At 72.9% G+C, this 12,405-nt stretch carries 12 protein-coding genes; 7 read left to right on the forward strand and 5 right to left on the reverse strand.

From position 1 onward, the window contains the following. Positions 1-10: 10 nt before the first annotated feature. Complete coding sequence (locus ABZ312_RS30530) at positions 11-820, forward strand: SDR family NAD(P)-dependent oxidoreductase (protein WP_500439194.1); 810 nt, start codon at positions 11-13, stop codon at positions 818-820. Between the two features lie 27 nt (positions 821-847). Here the strand turns inward: ABZ312_RS30530 and ABZ312_RS30535 are convergent, their stop codons facing one another. Beyond that, entirely contained in the window at positions 848-1,324 is a 477-nt protein-coding gene (locus ABZ312_RS30535; protein ID WP_500323681.1) for a MarR family winged helix-turn-helix transcriptional regulator, read from the reverse strand. 104 nt (positions 1,325-1,428) lie between these two features. Here ABZ312_RS30535 and ABZ312_RS30540 point away from each other — a divergent pair, with 104 nt between their 5' ends. The 4 genes from ABZ312_RS30540 (at position 1,429) to ABZ312_RS30555 (ending at position 4,734) form a co-directional block, all read left to right on the forward strand. Continuing rightward, positions 1,429-2,478, forward strand: coding sequence for an LLM class flavin-dependent oxidoreductase (locus tag ABZ312_RS30540; RefSeq protein ID WP_500323680.1), 1,050 nt, complete (start codon positions 1,429-1,431; stop codon positions 2,476-2,478). After that, positions 2,471-3,502 carry an LLM class flavin-dependent oxidoreductase gene (locus ABZ312_RS30545; protein ID WP_500356584.1) on the forward strand — a complete coding sequence of 344 codons (1,032 nt, stop codon included), beginning with the start codon at positions 2,471-2,473 and terminating at the stop codon, positions 3,500-3,502. Before ABZ312_RS30540 ends, ABZ312_RS30545 begins: the two co-directional genes overlap by 8 nt. Positions 3,503-3,573: 71 nt before the next feature. Next, complete coding sequence (locus ABZ312_RS30550) at positions 3,574-4,260, forward strand: NADPH-dependent F420 reductase (RefSeq protein WP_500439195.1); 687 nt, start codon at positions 3,574-3,576, stop codon at positions 4,258-4,260. Between the two features lie 87 nt (positions 4,261-4,347). After that, entirely contained in the window at positions 4,348-4,734 is a 387-nt protein-coding gene (locus ABZ312_RS30555; RefSeq protein WP_500323677.1) for a hypothetical protein, read from the forward strand. A 119-nt stretch (positions 4,735-4,853) separates the two neighbouring features. Here the strand turns inward: ABZ312_RS30555 and ABZ312_RS30560 are convergent, their stop codons facing one another. After that, on the reverse strand, positions 4,854-5,432 hold the full coding sequence (locus ABZ312_RS30560) for a P-loop NTPase family protein (RefSeq protein WP_500323676.1): 579 nt from the start codon (positions 5,430-5,432) through the stop codon (positions 4,854-4,856). Positions 5,433-5,595: 163 nt separating this feature from the next. Here ABZ312_RS30560 and ABZ312_RS30565 point away from each other — a divergent pair, with 163 nt between their 5' ends. Further along, positions 5,596-8,130 (forward strand): alkaline phosphatase D family protein, encoded by a 2,535-nt coding sequence (locus tag ABZ312_RS30565; protein ID WP_500323675.1) that lies wholly within the window; start codon positions 5,596-5,598, stop codon positions 8,128-8,130. Between the two features lie 71 nt (positions 8,131-8,201). Here the strand turns inward: ABZ312_RS30565 and ABZ312_RS30570 are convergent, their stop codons facing one another. From ABZ312_RS30570 to ABZ312_RS30580, 3 genes are all read right to left on the reverse strand, one after another. Next, positions 8,202-9,185, reverse strand: a complete 984-nt coding sequence (locus ABZ312_RS30570) for an aldo/keto reductase (protein WP_500323674.1) — start codon at positions 9,183-9,185, stop codon at positions 8,202-8,204. 124 nt (positions 9,186-9,309) lie between these two features. After that, the gene (locus tag ABZ312_RS30575) at positions 9,310-10,410 is read right to left on the reverse strand and encodes a M20 family metallopeptidase (RefSeq protein WP_500323672.1); all 1,101 of its coding nucleotides are present in this window, start codon (positions 10,408-10,410) and stop codon (positions 9,310-9,312) included. Between the two features lie 39 nt (positions 10,411-10,449). Then, positions 10,450-11,043 carry a DinB family protein gene (locus ABZ312_RS30580; protein ID WP_500356583.1) on the reverse strand — a complete coding sequence of 198 codons (594 nt, stop codon included), beginning with the start codon at positions 11,041-11,043 and terminating at the stop codon, positions 10,450-10,452. Between the two features lie 251 nt (positions 11,044-11,294). On the opposite strand from ABZ312_RS30580, the gene ABZ312_RS30585 reads away from it, so the two are divergent. Then, positions 11,295-12,188 (forward strand): hypothetical protein, encoded by an 894-nt coding sequence (locus ABZ312_RS30585; RefSeq protein ID WP_500323669.1) that lies wholly within the window; start codon positions 11,295-11,297, stop codon positions 12,186-12,188. The last annotated feature ends 217 nt before the right edge of the window (positions 12,189-12,405 follow it).

Raw genomic sequence — 12,405 nt, forward strand, 5'->3', positions numbered from 1 at the left:
GAAGGTGCCCATGACCCGCGACCAGGCAGACCGCGCCCAAGCCGCACTCATCACCGGCGCGTCCTCGGGGATCGGGCGTTGCTACGCCGAGCAGCTGGCCCGGCGCGGCTATGCGCCGGTCCTCGTCGCCCGCCGCGCGGACCGGCTGGCCGCGCTCGCCGAGTCCGTCCGGCGAGAGACCGGTCTCGAGGCGACCGTGCTCGCCGCCGACCTGGCCGACCCGGGCGGCCTCGCCCGGGTGGAGCGGACCGTCCTCGACCACGACGGCCTCGCCGTGGTCGTCAACGCGGCCGGCCTCGGGGCCCTCGGGCCGCTGCGCGAGGCCGCGCCCGCGGACCTGGACCGTCTCGTCGCGGTGAACGTGCTCGCGCTGACCCGGCTGTCCCGGGCGGCGCTGCTCTCCTTCGACCGGCACGGCTCGGGGACGTTGATCAACGTGTCGTCGATCGGCGCGTTCCACGCCCCGCCCGGCGGCACCGCCTACGCCGCGAGCAAGGCCTACGACCTGCACTTCTCCCGGGCCCTGCAACGCGAGGTCGAGGGCAGCGGCATCCGCGTGCAGGTCGTGCTGCCGGGTCCCGTGCGCACCGAGTTCTTCGAGGCCTCCGGCGTGGACTCCGCCCTGTTCCCGCAGGAGTCGTTCGTCGACGCCGACGACTTCGTCCGCGCCGCGCTCGTCGGCCTGGACATGGGTGAACTCGTCTGCATCCCCACCCTCCCCGACATGTCGGCCTGGGAGGACGAGGCCGCGCGGGGGCAGGGCCTGCGGAACGCCGCGGGCCTGCGCGGCGTCATCAGCGACCGTTACGCCCGGCCCTGACCGGGTCCCGACCGGCCCCCGGCGGCCTCAGGAAGGCCCGGAAGCGGTGTCCAGCCGGGCGCGCAGGGCCTGGGCGATCTCACCCGCGGCGGCCATCTGCTCCGCCGTGAGGGAGTCGACGAACATCTCCCGGACGGCGCCGAGGTGCGGCAGCGTGGCCCGCCGGAAGGCCTGGGCCCCGTCGTCGGTGAGGAGCACCTCGGCGCCCCGGTTGTCGGTGGTGCACTCCACGCGCCGGATCAGCCCGCGCCGCTCCATGCGTCCGAGGTGGTGGGAGAGGCGGCTGCGTTCCCAGCCGATCGCCGCCGCGAGCTCGGAGGAGCGCAGCCGGTGGCCCTCCGCCTCCCGTAGCGTGAGCAGGACGCCGTAGTCCCCGGGGGAGAGCCCCGAGTCGCCCTGCAGGCGCGACGCCAGGTGGGAGCGGAGCCGCTCCGTCGTCTCGATGAAGTCACGCCAGATCCCGAGTTCTTCCGTGGTGGGCAGAGGCCCGTGTCCGCGTCCCATGACCGCCCCTCTATTTGACACGTCAATCATATCGATGCATGCTTGACGCGTCAATCACTTGGCCACCGGACGTGGAACCGTTCCGGAGGCGGGAGGAGGGGACCATGACGCCCACTGCCTTCGAACTGGGTCTGAACTCGTTCGGAGAGATCGCGACGGACGACGGCCGCGTGCTCGGCGACGCCGAGACCGTCCGGCTGCTCGTCGAGGAGGCCGCGCTCGCCGACGCCGCGGGACTCGACGTCTTCAGCGTCGGCGAGCACTACCGGGCCGGGCACATGGACACCGCCACCCCCGTCCTGCTCTCCGCGATGGCCACCGCCACCGAGCGCATCAAGCTCGGCACCTCGGTGACCGTGCTCAGCACCAACGACCCCGTACGGCTCTACCACGCGTTCTCCACCCTGGACGCGGTGTCGGACGGCCGCGCCCAACTCGTCCTCGGCCGGGCCTCGGTCACCGAGTCCTTCGCCCTGTTCGGCCACGACATGGCCGACTACGACCGGCTCTTCGACGAGAAGCTCGAACTGTTCATGCGCCTGCAGCAGGAGGAGACGGTCACCTGGTCCGGCACCGTCCGGTCCCCGCTGACCGACCAGCACCTGCGCCCCCGCATGCGCAAGGGCGGCATCCCCACCTGGATCGGCGTGGGCGGCAGCCCCAACTCCACGATCCGTGCCGCCCGGTACGGCCTGCCGCTGATGCTGGCGATCATCGGTGGCCGCCCGCAGCGCTTCGCCGGCCACGTCGACCTCTACCAGCGGGCGCTCCAGCAGTACGGGCACCCCGCCCAGCCCATCGGACAGCACTCCCTGGGCCTGGTCGCCGACACCGACGAAGAGGCGGTCGAGACCTGGTGGCGGTACTGGGAGCCGGTCGTGGCCGCGATCTCGGAGGAGCGCGGCTTCTACAAGCCCAGCTACGAGCGCTACCGGGCGGAACTCGTCGACGGCGCGCTGTTCGTCGGCTCCCCCGAGACCGTCGCCCGCAAGATCGCCCGGGTCGCCCGCGACCTCCACCTGGACCGCTTCGACCTCAAGTACGACATCATGCACCTGCCCCGCCAGGCCCGCGCCCGCACCATCGAGCTCCTGGGCCGGGAAGTGGCCCCGATGGTGCGTGAACTGCTCACGAAGGAACCCTCTGATGTCTGACCTCGAATTCGGCCTCGACACGTTCGGCGACGTGCCGGTGGACGGCACCGGTGCCCCCGTCTCCCACGCCGCGGCGATCCGGCAGGTGCTCGACGAGGCCGTCCTGGCGGACCAGATCGGCGTCGACGTCATCGCGCTCGGCGAGCACCACCGCCCCGAGTACTCCGTGTCGACCCCCGAGACCGTGCTCGCCGGGATCGCCACGCGCACCGAGCGGATCAGGCTCGCCTCCGGCGTGACCGTGCTCAGCTCCGACGACCCCGTCCGGGTCTTCCAGCGCTTCGCGACCGTCGACGCCCTCTCGCGGGGGCGGGCCGAGGTGATCCTGGGCCGCGGCTCCTTCACCGAGTCCTTCCCGCTGTTCGGGTACGACCTCAGTGACTACGACGTGCTCTTCGAGGAGAAGATCGAGCTCTTCGCGAAGCTCCTCGACGAGAAGCCGGTGACCTGGAGCGGCACCACGCGGGCGCCGCTGAAGGACGCCGACGTCTTCCCCAAGACCGAGTCCGGCCGGCTGAAGACCTGGGTGGGCGTGGGCGGCTCGCCCCAGTCCGTCGTCCGCACCGCGCGCTACGGCCTCCCGCTCATGCTCGCCATCATCGGCGGCTCCCCCACGCGCTTCGCGCCCTACATCGACCTGTACCGGCGCGCCGCCGACCAGTTCGGGACGACCGCCCACCCGGTGGGGATGCACTCCCCCGGTTTCGTCGCGGACACCGACGAGGAGGCCCGGGAGGGGTTCTGGCCGGGCTACAAGGTGATGCGCGACCGCATCGGCAAGCTGCGCGGCTGGCCCCCCGTCCGTCGCGAGGAGTACGACGCGGAGATCGAGCACGGCTCCCTCTACATCGGGTCGCCCGAGACGGTCGCCCGCAAGATCGCCCAGGCCGTCGGCGACCTCGGCGTCGGCCGGTTCGACCTGATCTACACCGTGGGCCCCCAGCCGGTCGCCGCCCGCATGCGTGCCGTCGAGCTCTTCGGCACGAAGGTGATCCCCATGGTCCGCGACATCCTCGCGGACTGACGCCGACACCGACACCGACACCGACGCCGACGCGGACGCCGGAACGGAACCCAAGGAACGGAGACCACACGATGAACACCGAGGGCGTGCGCACGATCGGCATCCTGGGCGCGGGCAAGGTCGGGACCGTACTGGCCCGGCTGGCCCTGGCCGCGGGCCACCGCGTGCTGATCGCGGGCTCGGGCGACCCCGCCGCCATCGCGCTCACGGTGGAGGTCCTCACCCCGGGCGCGGTCGCGGTCACCGCCGCGGAGGCCGCGGCCCGGGCCGACCTCGCGGTCCTCGCCCTCCCCCTGGGCAAGTACCGCACCGTCCCGGCCGAGGCGCTGCGCGGCAAGCTCGTGATCGACGCGATGAACTACTGGTGGGAGGTCGACGGCATACGCGACGACCTCACCGATCCGCGTACGTCGTCGAGCGAGACCGTCCAGGCGTTCCTGCCGGATTCGCGGGTGGTGAAGGCGTTCAACCACATGGGCTACCACGACCTGGAGGACGGGGCCCGGCCCGCCGGGACGCCCGGCCGCAAGGCGATCGCCATCGCCGGCGACGACCCCGACGACCTCGCCAAGGTCGCCGGCCTGGTGGACGCGCTCGGCTTTGAGCCCGTCGTGGCCGGCCCGCTCGCCGAGGGCGTCCGCCTGGAACCGGGCACCGAGCCCTTCGGCGCCAACGTCGACAGCGGCGAACTGCGGGCCATGCTCGGCCGCTTCCCGGAGACCGACCGCGGGCGCAGCGTCGCGGCGGCGCGCGCGTAGGCGGCCGGGACCGCAGGGCCCGGGCGGAAGGCGACGGCCTCCCGCCCGGGCGCTGCGTTGTCGGACCCCCGTGACACGATCCGCCGTATGGATCTCGACACCGTGTTCGCCGAACTGGACCGCGTCGCCTGGGCGGAGCTGCACCATGCCTACGGTCCCGCCGGTGATGTCCCCGCCCTGCTGCGGGCGTTGACCTCCCCGGAGCAGGAGACGGCGGAGGAGGCCGAGCAGGAGCTGTGGGGCGGTGCCGCGCTCTCGGCCAGCGTGTACGGGTCGTTCACCGCCGACGCCGAGGGGGCCGGGCTCTGGGTGCTCCGTCCACTCGGGCTCGCCCCCGACGGCGTCTTGGCGCCCTCGCCCTGCTTCCCCTCACTCGTGCACCCCGCCAGCAGCAGCGCCCCTGCCGCCGCCAGCAGCACCGGTCTGCGTAAGCCCACTCCCACCCACCCCTTCGCACTCTTCGCACCGTCTTGACGACCGGCGACCGCCGCTTGCCGCGCGCACATGCCATGGTGCGCCAACTGGCGTGCTCAGGCTATGAGTTGGCCTGCTGAGACGAACCGTGACCCCATGACCACGGCTCGGTGACAGTCCTACGGCCGCGTGACGACGGAGTCCCGCAGCGGCCCGTCCTCCCAGCGGGCCGCCTCGATGTGGCTCCGGATGCGCACCACGGTCAACTCCGGCCGTTCGTGCAGCAGTTGGGACACCCGCGCCGCCGTCTTGCCGTGGGTGGTCCACGCCCAGCGGACGATGTGCTCGGGGTCGGTGAGGATCGTCCACAGGGGCGGCTCGACGTTGCCGTTCCACAGCCGCTGCCGGCGAAGGCGACGCACCAGGGTGCGCCGGATCACCTGGCGCATGACGCGGCGCCGGGGAAGGTCCAGCCAGAGCAGCACGTCGGCGCGGGCGGCGAGGTGGGCGCGCACCGAGCCGTACTGCCACTCGGTCACCCAGCCGGGCCCGGCGCTGAAGTGGTGGACGTCGGCCTCGAACGAGGGGCGCCTGGTCCAGCCGGGGCCGTGGAAGAGCGCGTCGATCTCCACGTGCGGCACATGCAGCGCGGCGGCGACACGGGCGGCGAGCGTCGTCTTGCCCGCGCCGGACGTGCCGGCGACGAGCACCCGCCGCGGTCGGTGGGGCAGTGGGTCAGCCGGTCCCAGGAGTGGCACGCCGCCACGGTAGCAACGCCGCCGCCGGCCACCGCGCCGGGGCACCCCGCCCGTCGAACGACGCCGACGGCCCGACACCGCCCGCGCCCGACATGTACTGGACACCGTCCCTTCCCCGCAGCGACACCCGCCCGGCCGTACGGCTGCTGCACGATCTTGGGACGTGACCACCACCCCTGCACTGCGCACCCTCGACCGACGCCGTTTCCTCGCCCTCGCCGGGGGCACCTTCGGGGTCCTGGCCGCGGGCCAGTTGACCCAGGCGCTCTCCGCGCGCGCCGCGGAACTGGACCCCGCGCCCTTCTCCCTCGGCGTCGCCTCCGGCGACCCGGACCACCACAGCGTCGTGCTGTGGACCCGCCTGGTGCCCGACCCGCTCGACGCGGAGACCGGCGGCATGCCCGCGACGCCCGTCGAGGTGCGGTGGGAGGTCGCGAAGGACGAGTCCTTCCGGAAGGTCGTCGCGAGCGGCGCGGTGACGGCGCTGCCCGAGTCCGCGCACACCGTGCACGTCGTCGTCGACGACCTGGCCCCCGACCGCTGGTACTGGTACCGCTTCCAGTACGGCGAGGTCCGCAGCCGCACCGGCCGCACGCGGACCATGCCGTCGCCCGGGGCGAAGGCCGAGCGGCTGCGGTTCGCGTTCGTGTCGTGCCAGTCGTGGACGGGCGGTGCCTACCCCGCCTACCGGGACCTGGCGGAGCAGGACCTCGACTTCGTCCTCCACCTCGGCGACTACATCTACGAGACGACCGACGGCGGCCTCACCGAGTTCCGCCGGCTGCACGCCCTGTACAAGACCTCGCCCGAACTGCGGGCGGCCCACGCCCGGTTCCCGTTCTTCGTCACCTGGGACGACCACGAGGTCCAGAACAACTACGCGGCCGACGTGCCGGGTGGCGCCGGTGACGGCCGTCCCTTCCTGGAGCGCCGGGCCAACGGCTACCAGGCGTACTACGAGCACCTGCCACTGCGGCCCGAGCAGCGGCCCACCGGCCCGGACGCGCTGATGTACCGTCAGGTGCGGTTCGGGAAGCTCGCCGAGTTCAGCGTCCTCGACACCCGCCAGTACCGCACCGACCAGGCGTACGGGGACGGCCGCAAGGAACCGGGCCCCGAGGTCTGGAACCCGGAGCGCACGATGACCGGCCCGGAGCAAGAGAAGTGGCTGCTCGGCAACCTGGACCGCTCCAAGGCCCGGTGGAACGTCATCGCCCAGCAGACCATCATGGCCGCCTTCGACTACGACCTCGGCCCGGGGAAGATCGTCAACCTCGACCAGTGGGACGGGTACGCGGGTGCCCGCGCCCGTATCCTCGACTTCCTCGCCGACCGTGACGTCGCCAACCCGGTGGTGCTCAGCGGCGACTGGCACACCCACTGGGTCAACGACCTCAAGACCGACTTCGACGACCCGCACGCGCCGGTCGTCGCCACCGAGTTCGTCGGCACGTCGATCTCCTCCGGCGCCGGCTGGGACGCCGACGTCCGGGCGGGTCTCGTCGCCAACCCGCACGTGAAGTTCTACAACGGCACCTACCGCGGCTACGTGATGTGCGACGTGACCCGCGACCGGTGGCGCGCCGACCTGCGCATCGTCCTCAAGGGCGACGACGCGGCCTCCCCGGCCTTCACCATCGCCGCCTTCGAAGTGTGCGACGGGCGCCCCGGGGCCCGGCGGATCGACGCCGGCGACGGACTGGTCGGCCGGATCACCGACAAGGTCACCGGCAAGCCGCTCGCCAACGTCCAGGTGACGGTCACGGCGGCGGACGGCACCCGGTTCGCGGCCGTCACCACCGACACCACCGGCGAGTACCTGGCCTTCGCGCCGCCCGGACAGTACGCGGTCGCCGTGGGCGGCGTCGGCTACGAACCGGCGACCGCCACGGCCACCGTGCGCGCGGGCGCGCAGACCCGGGGCGACGTGGCCCTGACGCGTGCCGCCGTACGGGCCGGCACCGGCCGTGCGGTGCCCGGGCCGCAGTCGCAGGCGGCGGCCACGGACGTCACGCTGTCCAACGGCATGCTGTCGCTGGCCGTCTCCGCGGGCTCCCAGGACCCCCAGCTGTCCGGGGTCACCCTGGGCAAGCCGCTGGACCTTGCGGCCGTGGGTCACCTCGACCAGCTGGACTGGATGAACCTGCCGTACGCCTCGGCGGCCCGGCCGCGCGGGAGCAGCGCCTGGCAGCAGCTGACTGTGCGGTCCACCGCCCTGGAGGTGCTCGCCGCGGGCGGCCCGGTCGCCTCCGCGCGCGCCACCGGGGCGAGCACCCAGGTCCCCGACGTCGAGGTGGTCACGACGTTCACGATCGGCGACGGCGAGCCCTGGGTGACCGCTGAGAGCGTCTTCACCAACCGGGGAACGCAGTCCCGCACCTTCTGGCTGGGCGACGTGCTGGACCACGACGGCGCCGGCCAGCGCAGCGGCGTCGCGGGGCACGGCACCGTGACCGCCTCCGCCCCGGCCGACTTCGAGCCGACGGCGCCGTGGGTGGGCATGACCGGTTCCGACGGTCAGACGTACGGGCTGCTCTACGACGAGCCTGGCTTCACCGTGTACGCCTGCGGGATATGGGCGATGACCCAGCGTCAGGTGACGATCGAACCGGGCGCCGCGTTCACCCTGCGGCGGCGGATCGCCGCCGTCGACAACGGCGGCGCGGCCGACCCGTTCGCGGTGCTCGCCGGGCTCTGATCCGGGCACGGAGCCGCCGCGGCGGCGGTCCCCCGGTCGCGGGGACCGCCGCCGCGGCGCTCGGTCGGTCGTCAGCGGTTGGTGGACTCCAGCGCCCGCGCGGTGTAGCGCGCGCCGCTCACCTCCCGGGCCGGGACGGCGGCTCCGAGCGCGGCGCGTTCGTCCCGCGACAGGACGAGGTCGGCCGCCGCGGCGTTCTCCTCGAGGTACTTCCGCCGCTTCGTACCGGGGATGGCGACGGCCCCCTGCGCGTTGACCCAGGCGAGCGCGACCTGGCCCGGTGTCGCACCGCGCGCCTCGGCGATCTCGCGTACGCGCTCGACCAGGGCGAGGTTCGCGGCGATGTTCTCCGGCGAGAAGCGGGGCAGTCCGCGCCGCGCGTCGTCCGGCGCCAGGTCGTCGACGCTGCGGATGGCCCCGCTGAGGAAGCCGCGGCCCATGGGCGAGGAGGCGACCAGGCCGATGCCCAGTTCGTCCATCGTCGCCTTGCGGCCGTTGTCCAGCAGGTCCTGGGTGAACAGCGACATCTCCGACTGGACCGCGGTGAGGGGGTGGACGGCATGGGCCCGGCGGATGGTCTCCGAGGAGACCTCGGAGAGCCCGATGTAGCGGACCTTGCCGGCGGTGACCAGTTCGCCCATCGCGCCGATGGTGTCCTCGACGGGCGTCCCCGGATCGACCCGGTGCATGAAGTAGAGGTCGATCACGTCCGTGCCCAGGTGGCGCAGCGAACGCTCCACGGCCCGGCGGACGTGCTCCGGACGGCCGTCGAGGGGACCGGGCGTACCGTCGTCGGCGAAGTCGAGGCCGAACTTCGTCGACAGGATGACCTCGTCCCGGCGGTGTCCGAGGGCGCGGGCGATCAGCCTCTCGTTCTCGAAGGGGCCGTAGGACTCGGCCGTGTCGATGAACGTGACGCCCAGGTCGACCGCGCGGTTGAGGGTGATCACGGACTCCCGCTCGTCCCCCGCACCGTAGTCCACGCTCATCCCCATCGCACCCAGGCCCTGCACCGGCACGCGCAGTCCCTGACCGCCGAGGTCCACCGTCCGCATCGCCATTCCCTCCCGCAGTGGTGTCGATCCGCCCCGGTGCGCCGGCGCGCACGGCGGTCGTCAGCTACCTGCATGACCGGACAGCTCCCGTGTCCGTGACACCGGCGGCGACAGGGCCCCGCGGCTACGCGTTCCGGATGGCGTGCACCAGGCCGGCGACGAGGGTCGCCCGTTCGGCCATGGCGTCGACGACCACGTACTCGTGGTCGGCGTGCGCCCCGCCCCCGACCGCTCCGAGACCGTCGAGGGTCGGCACTCCCAGCGCGGCGGTGTGGTTGCCGTCGCTCCCGCCGCCGACGGCCCTGCCCTCGATGCCGGGCAGCAACCGCTGCGCCAGGGCGAAGAGCGCCGCGGACGCCGACTCCGCCATCGGAGGCCGCCGGACGCCGCCGCGGACCGAGATGGCGGCTCCGTCCAGGTGCGGGGTCAGAGCGGCGAAGCCGGCTTCGACGCGTTCCTTCTCCTCGGCCGTCTCGACCCGTACGTCGGCGACGACGGTCGCCTCGGCGGGCACCACGTTGTCGACGGTGCCCGCCGACGCCACGGTCGGGGTGACGGTCGTACCGGCCTCGGGCCGGCTGAGCGCCGCGACGGCCAGCACCTGGTGCGCGGCCTCGACGAGGGCGTTGACCCCGGCCTCGGGCTCCAGTCCCGCGTGCGAGGCGCGGCCGGTGACGGTGACCTCGAACGTGCCGCAGCCCTTGCGGCCCGTCTTCAGCGCCCCGCCCTCGGCCGCGCCCTCGAAGACGAGCACGGCGCCGCAGGCGAGGGCCCGCTCCTCGATGAGGGCCAGGGAGTGGGCGGAGCCGACCTCCTCGTCGCAGGTCACCAGGATCTCGACGCCCGACCGGTCCTCCAGGAGCGCCACACCGTGGACGGCCTGCACGAGACCGCCCAGCATGTCGAAGACGCCGGGGCCGGTGGCGTGGCCGCCGGCGACGGTGAACGGGCGCCGTGCGAGGGTGCCGAGCGGGAACACCGTGTCGTGGTGTCCCAGGATCAGCACCTTGGGGTCGCCCCCGGAAGACCAGCGGACGTGCGGCCCGACCGGGCTCTCGACGCAGACGGCCTGACCGCCGAGGCGCCTTTCGATGACGCCGGCGACGGCCTTGGCCGATGCCGTCAGGGCGTCGACGTCACGTGAGGGGGACTCGACCTCGACGAGCGTCCTGAGGTCCTCGATCATCGCGTCGACACTCACGGGGCCGATCTTGTGCATCGTCATCCCGCCAGCGTAGTGAGCACACCGCCCGGCACGCTCGGGTCACTTGCCGGCCTCGCGTGCCACGCGCTCGAGCCGGGCGCGGTACTCCTCCCACCAGGCCCGGTCGTCCGACGGGATGCTGTCGTTGCCCTGCAGGAAGCCGACGCTGCCGTCGATCAGCTCGCGGAGGATGTCGGCGTGGCCGGCGTGCCGCTGGGTGTCCGCGATCACGCGGACCAGGACGTGGTTGAGGGTCACCGCACGGCGTTCCTCCGGCCACCACGGGACGTGGCCGACCGCGTCGAGGGGCAGCTCCTCGATCGTGGCGTCCGCGTGCTCCCAGGCCCGGCGGTACAGCCCGGTGATCTCCTCGCGCGTCTCGTCCGCCGTGGCCCACATGTCCGCGTTGGCCTCCGCGTCCTCCCGGTACCAGGAGGGCCGCTCCGCACCGAAGAACGGCCGCCCGAAGGTGTCGCCGAGGTAGCCAAGCTCCACACCGGCGGCGTGCTTGACCAGCCCCAGCAGGTTCGTCCCCGTGGGTGTGAGGGGGCGGCGGACGTCGTACTCCGACAGCCCGTCCATCTTCCACAGCAGGGTGTCCCGCGCGTCCTGCAGGTACCGGAGGAGGTCCGCCTTGGGATTCGGTTCGATCATGCCGGGCAGTCTCCCACCCGGCGCCGACACCGGCCCCCGTGCGCGGGCGGTCGCGGACGCGGAGAAGCCGGGCGGTGCGCAGCGGTCGGCGGTCTGTCCTTCACCCTCCGCTCCCCCGGAGTTCGCGTGGACGATCTCCGGCCGCGTCAGGGTCGAACCCTGCCCTGTCACCGGATCCACCGAGGGGAACCATGCGCGTACGGACCAAGATCGCTTCAGCCGCGGCAGCCTGCCTTGCGGCGGCGGCACTCATGGCGGCCACGGGCCTCGGATCCGCCGAGGCCTCGACCCCGGCGGTCGCGAAAACGGCGGTCGCCAAGGCGGCCCCCACGGAGTACACGGCCGAACTCCGGCACACCTTCGCCGCCTTCGACGCGCGGCAGGGTGTGGCCGTCGACCGGAAGTACTTCTACGCCGTCAACAACCAGACCATCACCAAGCACGACAAGGCGACCGGCAGACCTCTCCTGCAGTTCGTCGGCGACGCCGACGGCCCGATCATCCACATGGACAGCGCCACCGTGGTCGGCGACAAGCTGTACGCGGCGACCTCGAACTACAACACCACGCCCGAGAAGAGCTCCGTCGAGGTGTTCGACACCCGGACGATGAAGCACGTCGACACCTTCAGCTTCGGCATCGACCGCGGTTCGCTGACCTGGCTGGACCGGCACGACGGGGCGTGGTGGGCGGCCTTCGCCAACTACGACAAGCCCCCGGCGGGCTCCACGGAGCCGTACGGCGGTACCGACAACACGCAGATCGTCAAACTCGACGACCGGTTCCGCGTCGTGGAGGCCTGGACGCTGCCGCAGGAACTCCTGGACAAGATCCGGCCCATGAGCAACTCCGGAGGTTCGTGGGGCCCCGACGGCCGGCTGTGGATCACCGGCCACGACTACGACGAGGCCTACGTGATGGACGTCCCGTCCGAGGGCTCGGACCTGCGCTGGGTGGCGACCGTCAAGCTGCCCGACGTCGAGGGCCAGGCCATCGCCTGGGACCGCTCCGGCAGGACCCCCGAGCTGTGGACCATCAAGCGCTCCACCGAGCAGGTGCTGGTCTTCCAGGCCCCCTACACCTCGATCGAGGACCCGCACACCCGCCAGTGGAAGGTCGTCGGCCCGGGCCACTTCGTGGAGTGACGCCGCTCGCGTCCGCCGGGCGCCGTGGGGCACCCACGCCACCCGGCGGACGCAGCGCGGGTTCGATCCCCGTCGCCCGCTCCAGCGGAAAGCCCCGGGAAGCAGCCTGGGGCTCCTTTCCCGTCGAGTCCGGATGCGGCGTCCCCGCGCCGGGACCCGTGCCCGATGCCATGTCATCCGCCTCCGCACGCCGGCTCCCGGACCGGGCGCATGGGAC

Source organism: Streptomyces sp. NPDC006207, from assembly GCF_040613835.1.
In the GTDB taxonomy this organism is placed as follows: domain Bacteria; phylum Actinomycetota; class Actinomycetes; order Streptomycetales; family Streptomycetaceae; genus Actinacidiphila.